General features: G+C 61.0%; 22 protein-coding genes. 7 read left to right on the forward strand and 15 right to left on the reverse strand.

The features are described from left to right. Window positions 1-219 precede the first annotated feature (219 nt). Window positions 220-969 (reverse strand): tRNA (cytosine(32)/uridine(32)-2'-O)-methyltransferase TrmJ, encoded by a 750-nt coding sequence (gene trmJ / locus BUC04_RS06300; RefSeq protein ID WP_067662974.1) that lies wholly within the window; start codon window positions 967-969, stop codon window positions 220-222. Between the two features lie 190 nt (window positions 970-1,159). Between trmJ and suhB the strand changes: the two genes are divergently transcribed. Further along, window positions 1,160-1,963 carry an inositol-1-monophosphatase gene (gene suhB / locus BUC04_RS06305; protein WP_067662977.1) on the forward strand — a complete coding sequence of 268 codons (804 nt, stop codon included), beginning with the start codon at window positions 1,160-1,162 and terminating at the stop codon, window positions 1,961-1,963. 117 nt (window positions 1,964-2,080) lie between these two features. Here the strand turns inward: suhB and BUC04_RS23565 are convergent, their stop codons facing one another. Next, entirely contained in the window at window positions 2,081-2,263 is a 183-nt protein-coding gene (locus BUC04_RS23565; RefSeq protein WP_143165558.1) for a hypothetical protein, read from the reverse strand. A gap of 178 nt (window positions 2,264-2,441) precedes the next feature. On the opposite strand from BUC04_RS23565, the gene BUC04_RS06310 reads away from it, so the two are divergent. Continuing rightward, complete coding sequence (locus BUC04_RS06310) at window positions 2,442-2,873, forward strand: phosphate-starvation-inducible protein PsiE (RefSeq protein ID WP_067662980.1); 432 nt, start codon at window positions 2,442-2,444, stop codon at window positions 2,871-2,873. Between the two features lie 64 nt (window positions 2,874-2,937). On the opposite strand, the gene BUC04_RS06315 is transcribed toward BUC04_RS06310, so the two are convergent. Continuing rightward, window positions 2,938-3,177: a YecH family metal-binding protein gene (locus BUC04_RS06315; protein WP_067662983.1), complete on the reverse strand. Its 240-nt coding sequence runs from the start codon at window positions 3,175-3,177 to the stop codon at window positions 2,938-2,940. Window positions 3,178-3,295: 118 nt separating this feature from the next. Between BUC04_RS06315 and BUC04_RS06320 the strand changes: the two genes are divergently transcribed. The 4 genes from BUC04_RS06320 (at window position 3,296) to BUC04_RS06335 (ending at window position 7,834) form a co-directional block, all read left to right on the forward strand. Beyond that, the gene (locus BUC04_RS06320) at window positions 3,296-4,972 is read left to right on the forward strand and encodes a LytS/YhcK type 5TM receptor domain-containing protein (RefSeq protein WP_067663227.1); all 1,677 of its coding nucleotides are present in this window, start codon (window positions 3,296-3,298) and stop codon (window positions 4,970-4,972) included. Next, window positions 4,969-5,682, forward strand: coding sequence for a two-component system response regulator BtsR (gene btsR / locus BUC04_RS06325; RefSeq protein ID WP_067662986.1), 714 nt, complete (start codon window positions 4,969-4,971; stop codon window positions 5,680-5,682). The genes BUC04_RS06320 and btsR overlap by 4 nt, the downstream gene beginning before the upstream one ends. 94 nt (window positions 5,683-5,776) lie before the next feature. Continuing rightward, a complete protein-coding gene (locus BUC04_RS06330; RefSeq protein WP_067662989.1) occupies window positions 5,777-6,067 on the forward strand; it encodes an integration host factor subunit alpha in 291 nt (96 codons plus the stop codon). 312 nt (window positions 6,068-6,379) lie between these two features. Further along, window positions 6,380-7,834 carry a carbon starvation CstA family protein gene (locus tag BUC04_RS06335; protein ID WP_067662993.1) on the forward strand — a complete coding sequence of 485 codons (1,455 nt, stop codon included), beginning with the start codon at window positions 6,380-6,382 and terminating at the stop codon, window positions 7,832-7,834. A gap of 314 nt (window positions 7,835-8,148) precedes the next feature. Here the strand turns inward: BUC04_RS06335 and BUC04_RS06340 are convergent, their stop codons facing one another. From BUC04_RS06340 to BUC04_RS23870, 8 genes are all read right to left on the reverse strand, one after another. After that, window positions 8,149-9,066 carry a precorrin-2 dehydrogenase/sirohydrochlorin ferrochelatase family protein gene (locus BUC04_RS06340; protein ID WP_067662996.1) on the reverse strand — a complete coding sequence of 306 codons (918 nt, stop codon included), beginning with the start codon at window positions 9,064-9,066 and terminating at the stop codon, window positions 8,149-8,151. Next, window positions 9,066-9,374 (reverse strand): putative signal transducing protein, encoded by a 309-nt coding sequence (locus BUC04_RS06345; protein WP_067662999.1) that lies wholly within the window; start codon window positions 9,372-9,374, stop codon window positions 9,066-9,068. Before BUC04_RS06345 ends, BUC04_RS06340 begins: the two co-directional genes overlap by 1 nt. Window positions 9,375-9,525: 151 nt before the next feature. Continuing rightward, window positions 9,526-10,470, reverse strand: coding sequence for a protein translocase subunit SecF (secF, locus tag BUC04_RS06350; protein WP_067663002.1), 945 nt, complete (start codon window positions 10,468-10,470; stop codon window positions 9,526-9,528). Window positions 10,471-10,482: 12 nt separating this feature from the next. Further along, a complete protein-coding gene (secD, locus tag BUC04_RS06355) occupies window positions 10,483-12,327 on the reverse strand; it encodes a protein translocase subunit SecD (RefSeq protein ID WP_067663005.1) in 1,845 nt (614 codons plus the stop codon). A gap of 68 nt (window positions 12,328-12,395) precedes the next feature. Continuing rightward, window positions 12,396-12,722 carry a preprotein translocase subunit YajC gene (yajC, locus tag BUC04_RS06360; RefSeq protein WP_067663008.1) on the reverse strand — a complete coding sequence of 109 codons (327 nt, stop codon included), beginning with the start codon at window positions 12,720-12,722 and terminating at the stop codon, window positions 12,396-12,398. 27 nt (window positions 12,723-12,749) lie between these two features. Then, the gene (tgt, locus tag BUC04_RS06365) at window positions 12,750-13,874 is read right to left on the reverse strand and encodes a tRNA guanosine(34) transglycosylase Tgt (RefSeq protein ID WP_067663011.1); all 1,125 of its coding nucleotides are present in this window, start codon (window positions 13,872-13,874) and stop codon (window positions 12,750-12,752) included. A gap of 132 nt (window positions 13,875-14,006) precedes the next feature. Beyond that, window positions 14,007-15,068: a tRNA preQ1(34) S-adenosylmethionine ribosyltransferase-isomerase QueA gene (gene queA, locus BUC04_RS06370; RefSeq protein ID WP_067663017.1), complete on the reverse strand. Its 1,062-nt coding sequence runs from the start codon at window positions 15,066-15,068 to the stop codon at window positions 14,007-14,009. Between the two features lie 113 nt (window positions 15,069-15,181). Beyond that, window positions 15,182-15,346, reverse strand: a complete 165-nt coding sequence (locus BUC04_RS23870) for a hypothetical protein (RefSeq protein ID WP_156480029.1) — start codon at window positions 15,344-15,346, stop codon at window positions 15,182-15,184. Window positions 15,347-15,438: 92 nt separating this feature from the next. Here BUC04_RS23870 and BUC04_RS06375 point away from each other — a divergent pair, with 92 nt between their 5' ends. Further along, window positions 15,439-16,038 carry an acyl carrier protein phosphodiesterase gene (locus tag BUC04_RS06375; protein WP_067663020.1) on the forward strand — a complete coding sequence of 200 codons (600 nt, stop codon included), beginning with the start codon at window positions 15,439-15,441 and terminating at the stop codon, window positions 16,036-16,038. A gap of 140 nt (window positions 16,039-16,178) precedes the next feature. Here the strand turns inward: BUC04_RS06375 and BUC04_RS06380 are convergent, their stop codons facing one another. The 4 genes from BUC04_RS06380 to aceB all read right to left on the reverse strand — a co-directional run bounded on the left by BUC04_RS06380 (window position 16,179) and on the right by aceB (window position 23,961). Continuing rightward, window positions 16,179-19,319, reverse strand: a complete 3,141-nt coding sequence (locus BUC04_RS06380; RefSeq protein ID WP_067663022.1) for an efflux RND transporter permease subunit — start codon at window positions 19,317-19,319, stop codon at window positions 16,179-16,181. A gap of 2 nt (window positions 19,320-19,321) precedes the next feature. After that, complete coding sequence (locus BUC04_RS06385; RefSeq protein WP_067663025.1) at window positions 19,322-20,443, reverse strand: efflux RND transporter periplasmic adaptor subunit; 1,122 nt, start codon at window positions 20,441-20,443, stop codon at window positions 19,322-19,324. A 276-nt stretch (window positions 20,444-20,719) separates the two neighbouring features. Further along, window positions 20,720-22,315: an isocitrate lyase gene (locus tag BUC04_RS06390; RefSeq protein WP_067663028.1), complete on the reverse strand. Its 1,596-nt coding sequence runs from the start codon at window positions 22,313-22,315 to the stop codon at window positions 20,720-20,722. A 20-nt stretch (window positions 22,316-22,335) separates the two neighbouring features. Further along, on the reverse strand, window positions 22,336-23,961 hold the full coding sequence (gene aceB / locus BUC04_RS06395; protein WP_067663031.1) for a malate synthase A: 1,626 nt from the start codon (window positions 23,959-23,961) through the stop codon (window positions 22,336-22,338). Window positions 23,962-23,997 lie beyond the last annotated feature (36 nt).

Raw genomic sequence — 23,997 nt, forward strand, 5'->3', positions numbered from 1 at the left:
GACCGTCACCGAGGGGAATAACCCAGTTCGGCGCAGCGGTATTTAACCCTAACGTCCAGTCGGGATCAACGACCCTGATCGCACCTTTGTCGCTGCCTGGTCTGCTGCGGCGTTCACGGGCTAGGCAGGCAATGGCTCAATGACCAGCTTTTGCCCGGCTTTTGTGCTTTTTAAACCATTTTTTCGCCAGAAACCGACTTCAGGAACACGCTCAAAAAATTAGCGATTAGCCTCATCGTCCGCTTGATTTCGCGGCGAAGGCCGTTCGATGGAGGTGAGGATCCCACGGAGGATATTGAGCTCCTGCTGCTCCGGCCGGGCCCGGTTAAACAGCCGGCGCAGCTTGTTCATGATCTGCCCCGGGTGGGCCTGGATGATAAAGCCGGTCTTGAGCAGCACCCGCTCCAGGTGACCATAGAAGGAGGCCATCTGTTCGGCATTGGGGTACTCGGTGTCGTCCGCCTCGGTCGGTGCCTGCTGCATCGCCAGGTGGGCCATGCGGGTCTCGTAGCTCAGCAGCTGTACCGCCTGGGCCAGGTTCAGCGAGCTGTACTCGGGGTTGGCGGGGATGCAGACATGGTAGTGGCACATCTGCAGCTCTTCATTATTAAGGCCATGGTTCTCCCGGCCAAACACCAGGGCCACCGGCCCCTTCTGCCCCTCCTGGGCCAGCTTGGTGCCCGCTTCTCGGGCGTCCAGCATCGGCCAGCTCAGGGTGCGGCTGCGGGCACTGGTGCCGATCACCAGGCTGCAGTCGGCGATGGCGGAGGGCAGATCCTCGGTCACCACCATGTTCTTCAGCACATCACTGGCGCCGGCGGCCAGGGCCATGGAGTGGCCATCCACCTCGGTGCGCGGCGCGGCCAGCACCAGCTGGGACAACCCCATGGTCTTCATAGCTCGGGCGGCGGAGCCGATATTGCCGGAGTGGGAGGTGCCCACCAGCACGATGCGGATGTTCTCTAACATGGGAGTTCTCTGAATGTCGTTAGGGCGGCGATGTTAGCACAGCCAGCGGCTATGCTTTAACTCCCATTGAACGCCTAGGCGACTGCGATTCTCCTTGCCAAGCGACGGGGTTCTGATAGAATCTCGCGCCTTGACTCCCGGGGTTCGCCCCGTGGCTAGCCGTTCTTTTACATCCCTGGGGTATCGTCTTATGCATCCGATGCTGAACATCGCCGTGCGCGCTGCGCGCAACGCAGGCAACCTGATTGGTCGCGCTTTTGAAGATCTGGAAAAGGTGGAAGCCGAACAGAAAGGCTTGAACGACTACGTGACCAACGTAGATCGTGACGCCGAACAGGCCATTGTCGCCACCATCCGCAAATCCTATCCGGAGCACACCATCATCGGCGAAGAGTGCGGCACCTTGACCGGTGAGCACGATGAGTTCCGCTGGATCATCGACCCCCTGGATGGCACCACCAACTTTATGCGCGGCATCCCCCACTTCGCCGTGTCCGTCGCCCTGCAGATCAACGGCAAGATTGAACACGCCGTGGTTTACGATCCGATCCGCAACGAACTGTTCAGCGCCAGCCGTGGCGCCGGCGCCCAACTGGACGGCCGTCGCCTGCGCGTTACCAACGCCCGCGAACTGAACGGTACCCTGCTGGCCACCGGCTTCCCGTTCAAGCAGCGTCAGCACACCGAAAGCTACCTGGCGATCTTCAACGACCTGTTTGCCGACGTCGCAGACATGCGCCGGGCCGGCTCCGCCGCCCTGGACCTGGCCTACGTGGCTGCCGGTCGTCTCGACGGTTACTGGGAGATCGGCCTCAAGCCGTGGGACTTCGCCGGTGGCGAACTGCTGGTACGTGAAGCCGGCGGCATCGTCTCCGACTTCACCGGTGGCCACGGCTTTGTCCAAAGCGGCAACCTGGTGGCGGGAGCCCCCAAGGTCACTGCCGGCATCGTCAGCAAGATGCGCGGCCACCTGACCGAAAGCCTCAAGCGCTAATAAGCGGTCTAATAAAAAGCGCAGCCCCAGGGCTGCGCTTTTTTGTGCCTTGCTGCCAGCAACGTGCTTGAAAACGGCAAGGGATGTCAGGGGCTGCTGGAGACAACCCCAATGGTGTCAGCGCATCAGTCGCTGCAGCCACTGGCCAATCTTGGCGAACACGAAGTAGACCCCCAGGCCCAAAGCCACGAACGGGGCGGACAGCACGCACAGCAGCAACACGCCAAAATAGGAGAGGCGCTTGGGGTGTAACCAGCGCTGATGCCTTGGGCGTGCCGCTGGGGCGTTTGCGGATGACACCGAATTTGTCGAAACCACCTGACTGTCCTCTCTCTTACTGACCATTACCTGTCACAAAACCGAGCCACTCTGAGACCACCCAAAGCGTGACGCCGCGCCCATTTTAAACCTAAATGGCTGCCTCGGCACCCTCCCTGCCCCTAAACTGGGGGCAGGTCAATAGAATGGATAAGAATAAATGAACTCCCTCTACCAGAAATATGGCATAAAAAGTTTGAAGATCTGTGAACATGCCATCCTGATCATCATCGCCGTTGCCACCCTGTTCGCCATCGGCGAAGAGGTGATGCTGATGCTCGACCGCGGCAGCGTCACCCTGGCGGATCTGCTGCTGATGTTCATCTATCTGGAAGTACTGGCGATGGTGGCCAACTATGCCGAGGTGGGCAAGCTGCCGATCCGGATGCCGATCTACATCGCCATCGTGGCACTGGCTCGCTACATGATCCTGGATATGAAGTCGATGGATGACTGGCGTGTACTGGCGGTGTCGGTTTCCGCCCTGGTTCTGGCCGCCACCGTGGTGGTGATCCGCTTCGGTCAGATCAAACTGCCCTACCCGGTAGCTGACCAGAGTAAGGCGACTGGCGACGATAAGCCGGCTAAGTAAGCCAATGGATATAAAAAAACCAGGGTCCGTGACCCTGGTTTTTTTTGGCTTAGTGGCTGCAGCCTTAGTGATTGCAGACGCGGGCCCGGTTGAGCACGTAGCCTTCCCCCTCGGGGACAATCTTGCCGGCCTTGTTGAGGAACGCCAGCAGGTCTTCAATGGCCAGGTCCTGCAGCTTGCAGGTGTGGAACCGGGCGGCCTCGCCAAAGTGCTGCTCAGACAGCGCTGCCAGTTGCACCAGGGTCTTGGGCTCGGCAGACTCGGCCAGTAAGGCCATAAATTCATGGGCATGTACACTGGACATGATCCGTCTCCTGTTTTCTAAAGTTGCATCATATTAGCATCTTTAAAAACGGGTACCATGATCCATTCGATCTTTTTCACCCCTTTGGAGACCCGCCCTTTCCCGCGCTATGGACACCATTGACCTGATCATGAAGCTGACTCAGCAGATGAGTCTCTACCTGGTGCTGGCTTACCTGCTGACCAAGACGCCGGTACTGCGGCCAATGGTGGACCTGGCGGTGCACCTGCCCCATAAGCTGATCCTCTATGTCACCTTCTCGGTGTTCTGCATCATGGGCACCTATTTTGGTGAACAGACCCAGGGGGCGATCGCCAACACGAGGGCGATGGGGGCGATCCTGTCCGGCCTGCTGGGCGGCCCGGTCACCGGTTTCTTTGTCGGCCTCACCGGCGGCCTGCACCGCTACAGCCTGGGCGGCTTTACCGATCTGGCCTGTGCCATCTCCACCACCTCCGAAGGGCTGTTTGCCGGCCTGATGCACCTGAAACTGCGCCGCTCCCACCAGCTTGAGGCGTTGTTCGACCCGTTCCGGGTGTTCGCCATCGCCCTCACCGCCGAGGTGATGCAGATGGGGCTGATCCTGCTGATCGCTCGCCCCTTCGTCGATGCCTGGGCGCTGGTGCAGACCATCGCCATCCCGATGATGCTGGTCAACTCCCTGGGTGCGGCCCTGTTTATGAGCATGATCCGCGACCAGCGCACCATGGCGGAGAAGCTGTCCAGCTCCCACTCGGCCAAGGCATTGAAGATCGCCGAGCGCAGCGTTGGCATCCTGGCCGGAGGCTTCAACCAGGACACCACCGCCCGCATTGCCCGCATCATCTACGAAGAGACCAAGGTCAGTGCGGTGGCGATCACCGATCGCGACAAACTGCTGGCCTTTATCGGCACCGGTGACGATCACCATATTCCCGGCACCCCCATCTCCTCCGGGCTCACCCTGGAGGCGATCAAGCAAAACCGGGTGGTGTTCGCCGATGGGGTGCAACGCCAGTACCAGTGCTCCATCTCAGATCAGTGCCAGTTGGGCTCCAGCCTGATTGTGCCACTGCGCGGCGATAACGAGGTGATTGGCACGGTGAAGCTGTATGAGAAGAAGAAGCGGATCTTCCTGAACCTCAACTACACCCTGGGCGAGGGGATCGCCCGGGTGCTGTCCAACCAGATTTTGCACGGCCGTTATGTGGAACAGAAATCCCTGCTGACCCAGGCTGAGCTGAAGCTGCTGCACGCCCAGGTCAGCCCGCACTTTCTGTTCAACGCCCTCAATACCCTGGCGGCAGTGACCCGCCGCACTCCGGACAAGGCGCGGGCGCTGATCCTGGACTTGGCCTCCTTCCTGCGCACCAACCTGAAGCGGGGCACAGGCCAGGTTACCCTGGCTGAGGAGCTGGAGCATATCCGCACCTATCTGACCATCGAGCAGGCCCGCTTTGGCGACCGGCTGCAGGTGGAGATCGACGTCGACGAAGCACTCAAGGGGCAGATCCTGCCCACCTTTACCCTGCAGCCGCTGGTAGAAAACGCCATCAAGCACGGTACCTCCACTTTGCTGGAGCCCGGCCGGGTCAAGATCTGGTCGCAGACGGACCAGGACGACCTGCTGCTGATCGTCGAGGACAACGCCGGCGCCTATCCGGATAAGCCTAAGCGCTCCGACGGCCTGGGGCTGAACATCGTTGACCGCCGAATCAAAAACCTCCATGGTCAGGAGTACGGCCTGGAGACCCAGAGTGAGCCCGGCATCGCCACCCGGGTGTTTGTACGTTTGCCGAGGAAACAGGAAGGATGATCCGCACCCTACTGATTGACGATGAACCCCTGGCCCGGGATGAGTTGGCCATGCTGCTGGAAGAGTTCGACGACATCGAGGTGGTCGGCGAGGCCAATAACGCCCTGGAGGGGATGAGCCAACTCAATGCCCTGCGACCGGACCTGGTGTTCGTCGATATCCAGATGCCCAAGATCACCGGCATCGAGATGCTGGCGATGCTGGACCCGGACACCATGCCTAAGATGGTGTTCGTCACCGCCTACGACGAGTACGCCATCAGCGCCTTTGAGAAGAACGCCTTCGACTACCTGCTCAAGCCGGTGGCGCCGGAGCGGCTGGCCAAGACCCTGGAGCGGATCCGGGCGCTGCAGCAACCCCAGGACCCCGCCCCGCTGCTGTCCGAACCGCTGCGCCACCTGCCCTGCTATAGCGGCAAAACCCTTAAGGTGGTGCCTATCCATGAGGTGGAATACGTCTATTCCGACCTCAGCGGTGTGCATGTGGCCACAGGTCAAGGCACCTTCCACACCCAGCTGACCCTTAAGACACTGGAAGAGCGAAGCGAATTAATGCGTTGCCATCGACAGTACCTGGTGCAGCCCGGTGCCATCGCCGAGATCCAGCTGCAGGAGGGCGGTGGCGGTGAGATCTTGACCCGTGCCAACCAGCAGGTACCAGTGAGTCGGCGCTACATGAAAGCCATCAAACAGCGATTTGGGTTTCAATAGTGTGATTTTTTAGGCACATCCGCTACCGCTTACTACACTTGATCCGAACCCGTTTGGGGATTGAATTCACTGTAGGTTAACGAGGGGTAGCGGCATGTCTTTGACGAAAGCCGATCTGACCAACCATCTGGTCAACCAACGTCAAATGAAGGTCACCGATGCCAGGGACCTGGTAGACACCTTCTTCGAGGAGATCCGCCACACGCTGGAGGCGGGAGAGGAGGTCAAACTCAGTGGCTTTGGTGTGTTCCATCTGCGCACCAAGAACGCCCGGCCAGGACGGAACCCAAAGACCGGCCAGGAGCATGAGATCAGTGCCCGTCGCGTGGTCACCTTCTCTGCCGGCGGTAAACTGAAGGGGCGGGTAGCCACCCTGAAGGCCTAACCCGGTCTGTTGACGGCGCTCACATGAGCGCCGTTTTTGTCTGTCTGTAATATGCCAAACACACCTTTTTAACACCCCTGTTTTTAGACCGCCATCCCACTTTGGTCGAGTAGCGTTACCTGCCGCACAGGCCGCGCCAGCACTGGGTTTAACGCCGTTCAGCCGAACCCTCGACCGCTCACTTCTGCGGGCAACCGCTTAACCAGATTATCGACCGCTTAGACCCGTCCAGCTACCGTTCAGCAAAGAGTGAAAAACCGGATAGGCGACTTGGTTAGAATCGTCTCCGTTGTTTGCCCGAGGAAAATTACAATGCTTTGGTTCTTTACCTGTGTCGCCCTGCTGATCGGCGGCTACTTCATCTACGGCGCTTTCGTTGAGAAAGTGTTCGGTATCAATGAAAACCGCAAAACCCCTTGTATGACCAAGGCGGATGGCGTTGACTACGTCGCCCTGCCTAAGCACAAGGTTTACCTGGTTCAGCTGCTGAACATCGCTGGTGTCGGTCCGATCTTCGGCCCGATCATGGGTGCCCTGTACGGCCCGGCTGCCATGCTGTGGATCATCGTTGGTTGCGTGTTCGCCGGTGCGGTACACGACTACTTCTCCGGTATGCTGTCCGTACGTAACGGCGGTGCGTCTGTACCGACCATCGTAGGTAAGTACCTGGGTAACGGTGCCAAGCACTTCATGAACCTGTTCGCCATCGTCCTGCTGCTGCTGGTTGGCGTTGTGTTCGTATCCGCTCCGGCGGGCATGCTGGCCAACCTGATCAACGATCAGACCAGCATGACTGTCACCCTGGGCACCATGGTGGCGATCATCTTCACCTACTACGTGATTGCTACCATCGTACCGGTGGACAAGATCATCGGTCGCTTCTACCCCTTCTTCGGCGCCCTGCTGATCTTCATGTCTGTTGGCCTGATTGCCGCCCTGATCGTTTCCAGCGAGCACACTCTGCTGGGTAACTACGAAGTGGCTGACATGTTCACCAACCTGAACCCGAACGACATGCCGCTGTGGCCTGCCCTGTTCATCACCATCGCCTGTGGTGCCATCTCCGGCTTCCACGCCACTCAGTCTCCGCTGATGGCCCGCTGCATGGACAACGAGAAGAACGGCCGTTTCGTATTCTACGGAGCCATGATCGGTGAAGGCGTTATCGCCCTGATCTGGTGTGCCCTGGCACTGTCCTACTTCGGTACCATGGAGTCTCTGGCAGCTGCTGTTGCTGACGGTGGCCCGGGTAACGTGGTTTACTCCGCTTCCTTCGGCCTGCTGGGCGTATTCGGTGGCATCATCGCCTTCCTGGGTGTGGTCATCCTGCCGATCACCTCCGGTGACACCGCGTTCCGTTCCAGCCGTCTGATCCTGGCTGAGTACTTCAACATGGACCAGGTACAGATCAAGAACCGTCTGATCATCGCCGCTCCGCTGTTCGCTATCGGTGCCATCCTGACTCAGGTTGATTTCGGTGTTATCTGGCGCTACTTCGGTTTCGCTAACCAGCTGACCGCGGTAATGATGCTGTGGACCGCCACTGCCTACCTGGCCAAGGCCAACAAGCTGCACTGGATCACCACCATCCCGGCCATGTTCATGACCTCCGTGGTAGTGACCTTCATCCTGAACAACGCCACCCTGGGCTTTGGTCTGCCGATGAACATCTCCACCGCTTGTGGTGTAGTCACCGCCGCCGTAGTCGCTTTTGTTGTCGTCGGGGTACTGGGCAAACAGGAACTGCCCGCCGACGCAGAAGCCTAAGTCTCTGACTTAGACAGCGTGCACAAAAAACGGGACCTTCGGGTCCCGTTTTTTTATGCCTGCGATTTGGGCTAGGGGCTAGGGGCTAGGGGCTAGGGGCTAGGCAGCAAGCCTAGAACCTGACCCATGATGGTCAACGCTTTTCCTTGGCTTTTCCTAGCTCCCAGAAGGGCTTTGCCCGGCCTAGTACCTGCTCTCCAAGGCTTTTCCTAGCCCCTAGAAGGGCATCGCCCGCCCCAGCACCTAGAGCCTGCTCTCCTTGGCTCTTCCTAGAACCTAGAAGGGCTTCGCCCGCCCCAGTACCTAGAACCTGTTTAATCCGGCACCTGCCCCGGAGCCAACACCTGCAGCTGCGGCCAGTGAGCCTGCCAGGGGGATTGGGAGGCGGCGACCAGCAGCAACTGCTCGCCCTGTGCCAGCCAGGCATTAACCTGCTCGGCGCCACATTCACCGATGCGATGGACGCTGGCGTCGCGGCGCCACAACTCGGTGAGACGCTCGCTGGGCTCATCCACCAGCACCACCCGGTCAAGCCGCTGCAACTGCGGCAGCGCATCGATGGGCAGCAAGCCCGCTTCCACCCCAGCGGCAACCCACCAGATCCGTCCCGATTCGGTCTCGCTGTCCACTTGCTGCTCCAGCTCGGTCAACAGCGCCGGAGATGTCTCATTCCAGCTCAGGCCGTTGCGGGCGACAAAACGCTCCCACAGCGCCCGGGGCTGCGCCACCGCCTGCTGCACCCGCTGACGTTGACCGCCGATAAACTCGGCCAGTTGGCCCAGACTGGTGGGCAGCAGTGTTTCCAGTTGGGCGCGCAGGGTACGTACCAATACCGGTGCCGCCCCTTCACTGCCGATGGCCACCACGATGGGGCTGCGGTCAACAATGGCCGGGGTAATCACACTGCAGGCTTCGGGGTCGTCCACCACGTTAACCCATTGGCGTCGAGCCCGGGCCCAATGGGCGACCTGGCGATTGAGCTCAGCGTCGTCAGTGGCCACCACCACGCCGTCCTGGCCGTCGAGGTGCTGTTCAAGGATAGGGCTGGGGATGTGGTTCACAGTGCCGTTAGCGACCCGCTCAGACAGGCTGGGCACCAAGGCAGGAGAGACTATCGTGATGGTGGCCTGGGAGCGGGCCCAGAGTGCCACCTTGCGGGCGGCTACTTCGCCGCCACCAACCACCAGCACCTTGAGGTGCCGGGTGTCATGAAAAAGGGGCAGGTAACGCATTAATTGCCGGACTCCCCGCCGCAGCGCCAGCACACCTCGAAGTGGCCGTCGTTCTGCTCACCGCAGTCGCTGCAGTACCAGGGGGCCAGGTTCTGCTGATAGCGGCGCAACACCGCACCAGCGCGGTCAAGGTGACAGCGCTGCACCAGCAGACGGATCTCCTGGCTGTCGATAGGCAGCTCACCCGCGGCGCCTCCCAGGGCCTCCCCCAGCAAGCGTACCAGGATCCCGTCCTGCTCCAGTGCGCCCTTGATGGCATTGGCCTCCATCAGATTCCCGGCGCGATACAACTCAATAAAACTATCCATGGCCGACCCTTCCTCCCTGTCAGATGGATAACTGCGTTTTAGGGCAGTGTAGATGCCCGAACGGAGATCGGCAGATCTTTCCGGATCCCGTTGCTTTTGGCCTAACAAAAAGCCACCCCGAGGGGTGGCTTGTCAAGTAGATTTGGAGCGGTTAGGGCATCAGGGGATCCTGATCGGCGCCCTCTTTGTCCACCACCACCGGCATCATGTGCTCTTTGGTGATGCCCAGTCGGATGGATGTATAGCTGGCCACGTAGATGGAGGAGTATGTCCCCACCGCGATGCCCATCAGCAGAGCTGTGGCAAAGCCGTGGATCATCGAGCCACCGAGCATGAACAGGGAGACCACCACGAACAGGGTGGTGCCCGTGGTGATGATGGTCCGGCTCATGGTCTGGGTCACCGAGGTGTTGACGATGTGCTCCGGGCTGCCCTTACGCATCTTGATGAAGTTCTCCCGCACCCGGTCGAACACCACGATGGTGTCGTTGAGCGAGTAACCCACTACCGCCAGTACGGCGGCCAGTACGGTCAGGTCGAACTCCAGCTGCAGGAAGGAGAACAGCCCCAGGGTCAGCAATACGTCGTGCACCAGGGCCGCGACGGACCCCACTGCCAGACGCCACTCGAAGCGGAACGCCACGTACATCAGGATACAGATGATGGCGGCAATTACTGCCAGGCCACCCTGCTCGGTCAGCTCCTGGCCCACCTGGGGACCAACGAACTCAACCCGCTTGATGACGGAGTCGGCACCGACGCTTTTGGCGGCGGCTTCCACCTGGCTGACCAGGGCGTTGCCCTCGCCGGCCTTGGGCGGGACCCGCACCAGCACGTCACGGGCGCTGCCGAACTGCTGCACCACGGCACCTTCGATGCCCTGCTGCTCCAGTGCGTTGCGCACGTCGGACGGTGAGGTGGCCTCGCTGTAGGCGATCTCCACCACGGTACCGCCGGTGAAGTCCAGGCCCCAGTTGATGCCACGTACACCCAGGCTGACGATGGAGGCCACCATCAGCACCACGGAGAGGATGGACACCCACTTGGCGTGCTTGAGGAAGTCGACGGTGCCTTTGAGATTTAGGATCTGAAACATAACGAAGGCCCCTTAGATATCCAGCTTCTTCAAACGCTTGCCGCCCCAGACCGCGTTAACCACGGCACGGGTACCGACAATCGCGGTGAACATGGAGGTGGCGATACCGATCATCAGGGTCACGGCGAAGCCCTTCACCGGGCCTGTGCCCACGGAGAACAGGATCAGCGCGGTGATCAAGGTGGTAATGTTGGCATCGGCGATGGTGGAGAAGGCGTTGGCATAGCCTTCGTTGATCGCCTGCTGGATGCTGCGACCGGCCCGGAGCTCTTCCCGGATCCGCTCGAAGATCAGCACGTTACCATCCACCGCCATACCCACCGTCAGAACGATACCGGCGATACCCGGCATGGTCAGGGTGGCACCCGGAATCATCGACATCACGCCCACGATCATCACCAGGTTGGCCATCAGGGCCCCGACGGCGATCATGCCGAACTTGCGGTAGTAGATGGCCATGAAGATCACCACGGCCAGCATGCCCCACATCAGCGCGGCCTTACCGTTGTCGATGTTCTCCTGACCCAGGGACGGACCGATGGTGCGCTCCTGAACGATGGTGATCGGTGCGATCAAGGCACCGGCCCGCAGCAGCAGCGCCAGGTTCTGGGCTTCGGCCGGGGAATCGATGCCGGTGATGCGGAAGCTACGACCCAGGCGTGCCTGGATGGTGGCGACGTTGATCACCTCTTCGATCTTGTCGAACTTGGGGCTGCCGTCAGGGTTACGGTCTTCCAGCGCCTTGTATTCGATGAAGACGGTGGCCATGCCCTTGCCGATCTTGTCACGGGTCCAGTCGGCCATCTTGTTGCCGCCAGCAGCATCCAGGTTGATGCTCACCTGGGGACGACCGTTCTCGTCAAAGCCGGACTGGGCGCCGGTGATGTGATCACCGGTCAGGATAACCTGCTGCTCCAGCAGCACCGGACGGCCGTTACGATCTTCGTAAAGTTTGCTGCCAGCGGGCACCAGGCCACGCACGGCGGCACCGATATCACCGTTCTCGCTGAGCATGCGGAACTCCAGGGTGGCAGTCGCCCCCAGGATCTCCTTGGCGCGCGCGGTGTCCTGGACACCCGGCAGCTCCACGGTGATACGTTCGGCACCCTGGCGCTGAACCACAGGCTCCGCCACACCCAGCTCATTCACCCGGTTACGCAGGATGGTGATGTTCTGGTTGAGGGCGTATTCCTTGATTTCACGCAGGTAGGCTTCACTCAGGTCCGCCACGAAGGTGGTGCTGTCGCGGCTGGTGAACTCCAGGTTGGCGTTGCGCTGACGCAGGAACTGCAGCGCCTCGGCGGCCACCTCGGCGTCACGGAAGCGCACCTCAACCCCGTCCGGGGCGACGCGCACGCCGGAGTAGCGCAGGCGCTCCTCCCGCAGATCGCTGCGGAAGTCGGTGACAATCTGGTCTTTCTGCTTGCTGATCGCCTCGTTCATGTCCACTTCCATCAGGAAGTTAACGCCGCCGCGGAGATCCAGACCCAGCTTCATCGGGTTGCCACCCAATGCCGCCAGCCAGCCAGGCTGAGCCGGTGCCAGGTTGATGGCAACGATGTAGTCGCTGCCCAACTGTTCGGAGACCAGGGCCTGGGCCCGGCTTTGATCCTCGGTGTTGCTGAAGCGGGCCTCGATCAGGCCATCGTTCATCACCACGCTCTTGCTGTTAAGGCCTGCTGCCTCCAGGGTCTCGGTCACCTGGTCCACGGTGGTGGCGGTGATCTCGGCGTTGCGGCCTGCAGAGATCTGCAGCGCCGGGTCTTCCCCGTAGAGGTTGGGCAGGGCATACAGCGACCCAACAGCGATGACCAGCACCACCATCAGGTTTTTCCACATCGGGTATTTGTTCAACACGCCGCTGTTCCCTTAATTAAACGTTCAATCAAAAAGCCGCCGTCCTTCCCGGACAGCGGCTCGATACATCACAGAGACTGAATGGAGCCTTTCGGCAGCACCGCGCTGATGAAATCTTTCTTGATGGTGATCTCGGTCTGCTCGTTCAGCGCCAGTACCAGGTAATCGTTGTCCGCGTTTACCTTGGCGATCTTGCCTACCAGGCCACCGTTGGTCAGTACTTCATCGCCTTTAGACAGGGATTCAACCAGGTTCTTGTGCTCCTTCACCCGCTTGTTCTGAGGACGCAGGATCATGAAGTAAAAGATCAGGCCGAACACCGCCAGCATGATGATCATCTCGAAACCACCACCCTGCTGCGGGGCGGTGCTGGCATAGGCATTAGCGATAAACATAAGGTGTCACTCTCTCTCTTTATTTAATCAGTCGTTCAGCGGAGGTACGTCGCGACCTTGCTTGGCATAAAACTCAGCCACAAAGTCGTCTAGATTACCCTTCTCAATGGCCCCCCGCAAACCTTCCATCACCCGCTGATAGAAGCGCAGGTTGTGGATGGTGTTGAGGCGAGCCCCAAGGATTTCGTTGCACTTGTCCAGGTGGTACAGGTAAGCGCGGCTGTAGTTCTTACAGGTGTAGCAATCGCACTCGGCATCCAGCGGCGAGGTGTCGTCGCGATGCTTGGCGTTACGGATCTTCACCACCCCGGTGGTGGTGAACAGGTGGCCGTTACGGGCGTTACGGGTGGGCATCACGCAATCGAACATGTCGATGCCGCGGCGCACGCCTTCTACCAGGTCTTCCGGCTTGCCCACGCCCATCAGGTAGCGCGGCTTCTCTTCCGGGATCTTGGGGCAGATGTGCTCAAGGATGCGGTGCATGTCCTCTTTCGGCTCGCCCACGGCCAGGCCGCCGACGGCGTAGCCATCAAAGCCGATGTTGAGCAGCCCTTCCAGCGACTCATCACGCAGGTGCTCGTACACACCACCCTGGATGATGCCAAACAGGTTGTTGGGGTTACCCAGGCGGTCAAACTCGTCGCGGGAGCGCTGGGCCCACCGCAGTGACATGCGCATGGAGTCCGCCGCTTCCTTCTCGGTGGCCGGATAGGGGGTGCACTCGTCGAAGATCATCACCACATCGGAGCCCAGCGAGTACTGGATCTGCATCGACTTTTCCGGGTCGAGGAAGATCTTGTCGCCGTTGATGGGGTGGCGGAAATGCACACCGGCCTCAGTGATCTTGCGGATGTGGCCCAGGGAGAACACCTGGAAGCCGCCGGAGTCGGTCAGGATCGGCTTGTGCCAGTTCATGAAATCGTGGAGGTCGCCGTGCTTCTCCATGATCTCGGTGCCCGGGCGCAGCCACAGGTGGAAGGTGTTGCCCAGGCAGATCTCGGCGCCGGTGGCCTCAACCTCTTCCGGGGTCATGCCCTTGACGGTACCGTAGGTGCCCACGGGCATAAAGGCCGGGGTCTCGACGGTGCCACGTTCAAAGGTCAGGGTGCCTCGACGGGCGCGGCCGTCGGTGGCTTTCAGTTCAAACTTCATAGGATCCTCTTACCGGAGAAACAGTCCGATGATGGAATGAGTCTAGCGACTCTTTGCGTAAACATGGGGATGGCCGGGCCACGCTTCAAGCGTGGCCCGGAATTTGGGGCTGGAAGCGTGAGCTGGATTGGCTTAGCGGCTTTCCTGCTCGATATCGCGACGGGTGATGAACATGGCGTCGCCGTAGCTAAAGAAGCGGTAGCGCTGCTCCACCGCATGGCGGTAGGCGTTCATCACGTTGTCCTGGCCGGCAAAGGCGGACACCAGCATGATCAGGGTGGACTCCGGCAGGTGGAAGTTGGTCACCATGGCATCCACAAGGTGGAAGGTCTTGCCGGGGTACAGGAAGATGTCGGTCTCGGCGGCGTAGGGCATCAGCGCCTCGCCGTGTTCGCGGGCGGCCAGGGCGGCGGACTCCAGCGAGCGTACCGAGGTGGTGCCAACGGCGATCACCCGGCCGCCACGGGCACGGGTGCGCTTGACCGCTTCCACCACCTGGCTGTCTACCTCGGCAAACTCCGAGTGCATCTTGTGCGCTTCGACGGTATCGACCCGCACCGGCTGGAAGGTACCGGCGCCCACATGCAGGGTTACAAAGGCGGTCTCCACCCCCTTCTGCTTCAGCGCCGCCAGCATGGCGTCGTCAAAGTGCAGTCCGGCGGTGGGGGCAGCAACAGCACCGGGGCGCTGGTTGTAGACGGTCTGGTAGCGCTCGCGGTCGCTGTTCTCGTCCGGCCGGTCGATGTAGGGCGGCAGCGGCATATGGCCGATACGCTCCAGCAGGCTCAGTACGGTTTCGCCGCCATCAAAGGCCAGCTCGAACAGGGCATCATGACGGGCCACCATCTGGGCCGTGACGCCCTGGTCGAACTGCAGCTCGGTGCCCGGCTTGGGGGATTTAGAGCAGCGTACGTGGGCCAGCACCCGACGGCTGTCCAGCACCCGCTCTACCAGCACCTCCAGCTTACCGCCGCTGGCCTTCTGGCCATGCAGCCGCGCCGGGATCACCCGGGTGTTGTTGAACACCATCAGATCGCCCGGTTGCACCAGATCCAGCAGATCCGGGAACTGACCGTCGACCAGGTGGCCGCTGTTGCCATCCAGGTGCAACAGACGGGAAGCCCGGCGCTCCTCGGTGGGATAACGGGCGATCAATTCATCGGGGAGGTCAAACTGGAAATCGGCTACCTGCATCTTACTTTGGGTCTCAACGCTTGCACCTTTCGCGGTGCGGGGGCGCTAGTCTAAGAAGAGGTTGGCACAGATTCAAGCAAAGTGGCGAGATGGCTCGCCACGGCAGGGATTTATCAACGATCTTTGGTGTGGTCTTCGCCGCTTTCGGCCTCGTACTGCTCCAGTACCTGGGTCAGCTCCGACGGTACCTCATGGCTTTCTATCGGTATACTGGGCGAGTCGTCGGCGACCTTGTTGTCGTCGGTGCCCAGCTTCTTCTGGATCCACTTAATCGGCATGAATGAAACATCCTTTGTTTAAATTCAATAAGTAACACCACTCCTTGGTGTTAACACGAGCATAACAGCACGGTACAAATGGGCAAGCGATTTTGAATTACCTCAGCCACCTCTACCTGGCGGACCGAACCCGAACCGAGTTGGCCGGTGCCATCGCCGCCGACTTCCTGCGCGGCCCCCTGCCCGAGCAACCCTCTGCCCGCCGTACTGCGCTGGCGCTGCACCGCTTTGTTGACAGTACGGTGGACCAGCACCCCGAGGTTCACTCGCTACGTCAACAATTTACCCCGCAGCATCGACGCATGGCGGGGATCCTGCTGGACCTGGCCTTCGATCACCAGATGGCCAAGCGCTGGGGCGACTATCACCCTGCCCCACTGCCCCAGTTCACCCGACATTGCTACCAATCGCTGCATCAGGCCGAAGACCTGCCGGCTGGACTGAACCGGATCCTCGGGCCGATGAGCCAGAACGACTGGCTGTATTCGTACCGACGCCCGGAGATCATCGAAAAGGCGGTGTACAACATCGCCAACCGGCTGTCACAGCCCGAGCGACTGCGCCGTGCCTCGGATGAGATCTGGCGGCTGGAGCAGCCTATCGAGCAGGCCTTTACCGCGCTGATGCCGGATCTGCTGGCCCGCAGCGAGCAGTTCCTGGCGCAACAGGGAATGGTTCCGGCCCCGGAGTGATGTCTTCATTCATAGGCTCAATAGCCAGGGCATCGGGCGTGACAAGGCACTCTAGTAGTTAGGTTGAATACGACCGGGTCCAAACGAAAAAAGCCCGGCACTGATTGCTCAGTGCCGGGCTGTTAATAGAGTGCCTTAGCTTACTCTGCGGTTACCGCTTTCGGTGCGGCGGTGTTGCCGCCCTTCGCCTTCTCCCGCAGGCGCTGGAACAGGGCGAAGAAGCCTGGGATGAAGCAGGTACCGATCACCAGCACCATCATCAGGCCACCGGCCAGGGTCCAACCCAGTGACCACTGGGAGATCTCACCGGCACCGGAGACGAAGATCAGCGGGATCATGCCGCAGATGAAGGACCAGGAGGTCATGTTCACCGCGCGGAAACGCAGCTTACCGGCTTCCACCGCGGCCTGCTCGATGGGCAGCCCCTCGTCTTCCCGCTTGGCCCGGGCGAACTCCACGATCAAGATCGCGTTCTTCGCCGCCAGCGCAATCAATAGCACCAGACCCATCTGGGCGTACAGGTTGAGCGGCAAGCCGGAGTACAGCAGCGCCAGCATCGCCCCCAGTACCGCCATGGGCACCACCAGGATGATGGCGGTGGGCATGGTCCAGGATTCGTACTGGGCCACCATGAACAGGTAGATGAACAGCAATGCCAAACCGAAGGCGTAGAGCGCCAGGTTACCGGCCTCCTTCTCCTGGTAGGCCATGCCGGTCCACTCGTAGGCGTAACCATCCGGCAGCATCTGATCCGCCAGACGCTCCATCGCTGCCATCGCCTCACCGGAGCTGTAGCCCGGGGCCGGCTGGCCAGAGATGGTGGCGGCGTTGTACAGGTTGTAACGCCAGGCCACGTCCGGGGCCAGGGTCGGCTCCAGCGACACCAGGGTGGAGAGCGGGATCATCTCACCGCTGCCACTGCGCACGTGGAAACGGCCCAAGTCGGCGGTATCACGACGGAACTCCGCCTTGGCCTGCATGTTAACCCGGTAGGACTTGCCGTACAGGGTCACGTCGTTGACCCGCATGGCGCCCAGGTTGGTCTGTAGCGAGGCAAAGATGTCGGTGATCGGGATCCCCAGCTGACGTGCCTTGAGGTAGTCCACATCCACGTAGTAGTGCGGCACGTTGGCACGGAAGAAGGAGAACACGCGGTCCAGCTCAGGCTGGGCATTGGCGGCCATGATGAAGTCCTGCATCACGGTGGCCAGCTCGGTGCGCGGACGCCCCTGGGTGTCCTCCAGCATGAACTCAAAGCCGTTGCTGTTACCGATGCCCGGGATCGCCGGGGAGCCAAATGCCATCACTTGGGCGTCGTTGTACTGCATCGCCGCCCACATGTTCAGGCGCATGGTGATCTCAGACAACTTGGCGTCACGGTCAGCCCAGTCCGCCAGCTTAACGAACATGGTGGCGCCGTTGGACTGCAGTGAGAAGGAGAGCAGACCGAAGCCGCGGGCGGCACCGACAGATTCCACCTCGGGGTAGCTCAGGATTACCTGCTCCAGCTCATCCACCACCTGGTTGGTACGGGCCAGAGAAGCCGCATCCGGCAGCTGAACGTTAACGATCATCACGCCCTTGTCCTCCTCCGGTACGAAGCCGGTGGGGATGTTTGGAGTGATGTAGGTCAGCGCGGCGATACCGACGGCGAACATCGCCAACAGCAGGCCGGACTTACGTACCAGCACCGCGGCGACGTTACCGTAGCGCTCGGTCAGGTTGTCGAAGAAGCGGTTGAACGCCACGTACCAGCGAGGGCCCGCCTTGGTGCTGGGCTTAAGCAGCAGCGAACACAGTGCCGGCGACAGGGTCAGGGCGTTGACCGTGGACAGACATACCGAGATCACGATGGTGACCGCGAACTGGGCGTACATCTGGCCGGTGATCCCCGGCAGCAGAGATACCGGGATAAACACCGCCAGCAGTACCAGGGTGGAGGTGATGATGGGGCCAGTCACCTCCTTCATCGCCACGATGGTGGCCTGGGCACCGGTAAGCTGAGGGTTTTCGCGCATGTTGCGCTCAACGTTCTCGATCACCAGGATGGCGTCATCCACCACGATACCGATGGCCAGGATCAGACCAAACAGGGTCACGGTGTTGATGGTGAAGCCCATCGCCAGCATGGCAGCGAAGGTACCGATCAGCGAGACCGGGATAGCTACCAGCGGTACGGTGGTGGCACGCATGGAGCCGAGGAACAGGTAGGTCACCAGCACCACCAGCAACACCGCCTGGACCAGAGTCTCAATCACCGAGGCGATGGACTCCTCGACGAACACCGTGGTGTCGTAAACGACATCGTAGGCCATGTCCTCGGGGAAGTTGGCTTCGATGTCCGCCAGCAGCTCCTTCACCAGCTCACCGGTGGCCAGGGCGTTGGCATCCGGCTGCAGCGAGAGGGAGATCATAGAGGCCAACTGACCGTTACGGGTGGCGGTAAAGTCGTACATCTCCTTACCCAGTTCCACTTCGGCGATGTCCTTGAGGAACAGGGTGCTGCCGTGGTTGTCCGCCCGCACGACCACGTGCTGGAACTCCTCCACGTCCTTCAAGCGGCCGCGAGTCACCAGCGGTACGGTGGTGGCGGGCTGATCCAGGTCAGGCGCGCCGCCAAGACGACCGGCGGGCATCACGATGTTCTGCTCCGCCAGGGCGCCATAGACGTCGTTAGTGGTCAGGCCATAGCGGGCCATCCGCTCCGGATCCAGCCAGACCCGGATGGAGTAACGGGCACCACCGAGCAGGGACACATCAGAGATCCCCGGCACCCGCTTGAGCTGCTCTTCGATGTTGAGCGCCACGTAGTTGGTGAGGAAGATGTCGTCGTGGGTGCCTTCAGGCGAGTAGAACGCCATCGCCATCAGCAGGTCTGGTGACTTCTTGGCCACCTTAACACCGCGCTCACGCACGTCCGCCGGCAAGCGAGGCAGCGCCTCGTTCACCCGGTTCTGAACCTGTACCGTGGCCATGTCCGGATCGGTGCCGATGTCGAAGGTCACCTCGAGGAAGTAACCACCGTCGTTGGCCGCACGGGAGCGCATGTAGAGCATGTTCTCTACGCCGTTGACCGCCTCTTCAATCGGCTGGGCCAGGGTCTGCTCCACCACCTCGGCGTTGGAGCCGGGGTACATGGCGGAGACCTGGACCACCGGCGGGGTGATCTGCGGGAACTCGTTCACCGGCATGGTGCGCATGGCGATGGTGCCCACCAGCACCATCACCAGCGCGATCACGATCGCGAACTTAGGTCTGTGGATGAAAAACTTGGAGATCATGCTTAGTTACCTGCGGCTTGAGCCACGTCGCCGGCCACCTGAACCTGGGCACCGACACGGGCACGGTGCAGACCGGCGGTGACGATGCGTTCGCCCTCGGCCAGGTTGCTCAGCACCACGATCTGCTGGCCCAGGCGCTCACCCAGGTCGACGTTGCGGCGCTCAACGGTGTTGTCGCCGTCCACCACCATGACAAAGCTGCCCTGCTGATCGGACTGGACTGCGGCATTGGGGATCACCAGGCCGTTGAGCGGCTGATGAGGACGCACCTGAACCTGAACGAACTGGCCAGCGGCCAGCATATGCTCCGGATTGGCGAAATCGGCGTGCAGCGCCAGGGTACCGGTGGCCAGATCGATGCGGTTATCGATAAAGCTCAGGGTGCCTTCGTGGTCGTAGTGCTTGCCCTGACCCAGGTCCAGGGTGATGGCCATCTTTTCATCGCTCATCAGGTTGTTGGTCACCATCGCCAGACGCTCGCGCTCGGAGATGCGGAAGCTGGTACGGACCGGATCCAGTTGCACCAGGGTGATCAGCGCACCGCTTTGCGGGCTGACCAGATCACCGACGCCGGCGTTGGCGGCGCCAACCTGACCGGCGATGGGGGCAGTCACTGTGGTGTGGGACAGATCCAGCTCCGCCTTCTCCAGTCCCGCTTGTGCCTGCATGACCCGGGCATCGGCCATCGCCAGGGTGGCGGTCAGGTTATCGATGTCGGACTGACTGACGCTGCCCTTACCCAGCAACTCCTTGTTGCGCTTCAGGTTGACCTGGGCGATATCGCGGGAGGCCTTGGCTTCAGCCAGGGTGGCCTTGGCGGCAGCCAGGGCAGCCTGGTAGGGGCGCGGATCGATCTCAAACAGCGGGGTCCCCGCCTCAACAATCTGACCATCCTCCACCAGGCGCTGGGTCAGGTAACCGGAGACCTGGGCGCTGATGTTGATGTCCTCGATCGCCTCGATACGGCCGGAGTAACGCTTTACCGGCTGGTAATCCTGTGCGGTTACGGCAGCAACCTCAACGGTGGGGGCCGGCATCGCCGGCGCCTGGGCAGCTTGCTCGCAGCCGGTCAGGACGACCGCAGCCAGGGCAATGGCCACGGGCAGTTTGCGGAAAGTAGTCATGGCAATAGGGATCCTATGTTTCAGCCTGCATGCACTCCGAGTGCACAGTCATGGAAGTTTGCCGGGCATTCTACGCGCGGGAAGCTGAACCGAGCCACAACAGCGCTGCGCTGAGATAGGATTGAAAACGTAATAAAAACCAATATTTAACCTCAACCAAACAAGTCACCAAAGTTACCAACAGGTACACAAATCGAGGTCAAAAAAAGGGGCGACCTGAGGTCGCCCCAAAAACCATGTCATACAAGACACGACGGGTAGGAAGGGTTTGGGCCCTTAGCCGAACTGGTTCATGGTGTTGTCCTTGCCCGAGGCCTTCAGCGCCGCGTCACCGGAGAAGTACTCCTTGTGATCGTCGCCGATGTCCGAGCCGGCCATGTTCTGGTGTTTGACGCAGGCGATGCCCTGACGGATCTCCTGACGCTGCACCTTGGCCACGTAGCCCAGCATGCCCTGGTCACCGAAGTACTCCTTGGCCAGGTTGTCGGTGGACAGTGCCGCGGTGTGGTAGGTGGGCAGGGTGATGAGGTGGTGGAAGATCCCCGCCTCGCGTGCCGCATCCTGCTGGAAGGTGCGGATCTTCTCATCCGCTTCCTTGGCCAGGTCAGTGTTGTCGTAGTCGGCACTCATCAGCTTGGCGCGGTCGAAGCCGGACAGGTCCTTGCCCTGCTCGCTCCAGGCATCGAACACCTGCTGGCGGAAGTTGAGGGTCCAGTTGAACGACGGGCTGTTGTTGTAGACCAGCTTGGCGTTGGGGATCACCTCACGGATGCGGTTGACCATGCCGGCGATCTGGCCGACGTGGGGTTTTTCGGTCTCAATCCACAGCAGGTCGGCACCGTGTTGCATCGAGGTGATGCAGTCCAGTACCACCCGGTCTTCACCGGAGCCCTTCTTGAATTGGAACAGGCCGCTGGCCAGGCGCTTGGGCTTGAGCAGCTTGCCGTTGGCCTTAACCACCACATCGCCGTTGGCGATGTCGTCGGCGCTGTTGACGTAGTCGCCGTCAAGGAAGCTGTTGTACTGGTCACCCAGGTCGCCGGGCTCGTTGGTGACGGCAATCTGCTTGGTCAGGCCGGCGCCGAGGGAGTCGGTACGGGCCACGATGACACCGTCGTCCACGCCCAGCTCAAGGAAGGCATAACGAACCGCACGGATCTTAGCGAGGAAGTCGGCGTGGGGCACGGTTACCTTGCCGTCCTGGTGGCCACACTGTTTCTCATCGGACACCTGGTTTTCAATCTGGATGCAGCAGGCACCGGCTTCGATCATCTTCTTGGCCAGCAGGTAGGTGGCCTCCTCGTTACCAAAGCCGGCATCGATGTCGGCAATGATCGGCACCACGTGGGTCTGGAAGCCATCGATCTTGGCCTGAACCTCGGCAATCTTGGCGCTATCACCGGCCTCTTTGGCGGCATCCAGCTCGCGGAAGTAGCCGCCCAGCTCACGGGCATCGGCCTGGCGCAGGAAGGTATACAGCTCTTCGATCAGGCCAGCCACCACGGTCTTCTCGTGCATCGACTGGTCCGGCAGCGGGCCAAAGTCGCTGCGCAGGGCCGCCACCATCCAACCGGACAGGTAAAGGTACTTGCCCTTGGTCTCGGTCAGGTGCTTCTTGATGGCGATCAGCTTCTGCTGGCCAATGAAGCCGTGCCAGCAGCCCAATGATTGGGTGTACTTGGCGGGATCGGCGTCGTAGGACGCCATGTCCTCGCGCATGATCTTGGCGGTGTAGCGGGCGATGTCGAGGCCGCTTTGAAAGCGGTTTTGCGCCTTCATCCGGGCCACGTTCTCTGCACTGACCCCCCAGGTGCTGCCTTGTGTTTCGATCAAGCTGGTTGCGGCATCAATATCGGCTTGGTAAGTGGGCATAATGCAACTCCTTTCGTGGATCATCCGTTAGACGTGTTTTTGCTGAGGATCTCGTAACCGGGCAGGGTCAGGAAATCGGTCAATTGTTCGGCGCAGGTGATGGCCCGGAACAGCTCCGCGGCCTGCTCAAAGCGGCCGGAATCAAAGCGCTGGCCACCCAGCTCCTGGCGCACGGTCTCCAGTTCCTGGTTCAGCATCTGCTCAAACAGGGCCTGGGTTACCAGCTGGCCGTTGTCCAGCACGGTACCGTGGCGGATCCATTGCCAGATGGAGGCGCGTGAGATCTCGGCGGTGGCGGCGTCTTCCATCAGGCCGTAGATGGGCACACAGCCGTTGCCGGAGATCCAGGCCTCGATGTACTGCACCGCGATGCGGATATTGGCGCGCATCCCCTGCTCGGTGGCCTGGCCTTCACAGGGTTGCAGCAGGTGTTCGGCGGTAATGGGGGCGTCGCTCTCCCGGCTGACACCCAGCTGGTTGGGGGCGTCACCGATGTACTGGTCCATCACGCCCATGGCGGTCTGGGCCAGACCAGGGTGGGCGATCCAGGTGCCGTCATGGCCATTGCGGGCCTCCAGCTCCTTATCGGCGGTCACCTTCTCCAGCACCTTGGCCTGGGTTTCCGGGTCCTTGGCGGGGATAAAGGCTGCCATGCCACCCATCGCCAGCGCACCACGGCGATGGCAGGTGCGGATCAGCAAGCGGGAATAGGCGTTAAGGAAGGGCTTCTCCATGGTCACCACCTGGCGATCCGGCAGGACCCGGTCCGGGTGGTTCTTCAGGGTTTTGATGTAGCTGAAGATGTAATCCCAGCGGCCGCAGTTGAGGCCAACGATGTTGTTGCGCAGCTCATAGAGGATCTCGTCCATCTCGAACACCGCCGGCAGGGTCTCAATTAGGCAGGTCACCTTGATGGTGCCCGGCTGCAGGCCGAAGCGCTCTTCGCTGTAGGCAAACACCTCGGCCCACCAGCGCGCCTCCAGGTGACTCTCCAGCTTGGGAATGTAGAAGTAGGGGCCACTACCCTTGCTCAGCAGGGCCTGATGGTTGTGCAGGAAGTAGAGGGCGAAGTCCACCAAGGCACCGGGCAGGGCCTGGCCATCCTGTTGCAGGTGCGCCTCGTCCAGGTGCAGACCTCGTACCCGGCAGATCAGTACCGCCGGATCCTCATCCAGGGCGTAGTGCTTGCCGTTGGCGGGGTTGGTGTACTCGATGGTGCCGGCCACCGCGTCCATCAGGTTGGCCTGGCCCTGCACCACCTTCTCCCAGCTCGGCGCCAGGGAGTCTTCAAAGTCCGCCATAAACACCCGTACCTGGGCATTGAGGGCATTGATCACCATCTTGCGGTCGACCGGGCCTGTGATCTCCACCCGACGGTCCTGCAGATCCGCCGGGATCCCCAGGATCTGCCAGTCCTCTTTGCGGATGGATTCGGTTGCCGGCAGGAAGCCCGGCAGGGCGCCGGCGTCGATCTTCTCCTGGCGCTGACGGCGGGCCTGCAGCAGCTGCGCGCGCGGCGCGGCAAAACGGGCGCCCAGTTCGGCCAAAAAGGTCATCGCCTCGGTGGTGAGGACACGTTCGCTGTCCGGTAGTGTCGCCCCGCGCAGCTCGATTGGTTGTACCGCTTCTGCCCCTAACATGGTCATGCCAGCCTCCCTGTCAACTTACGGATGTAATTTTCA

The organism is Ferrimonas marina, assembly GCF_900129905.1.
Classification (GTDB): Bacteria; Pseudomonadota; Gammaproteobacteria; order Enterobacterales; family Shewanellaceae; genus Ferrimonas; species Ferrimonas marina.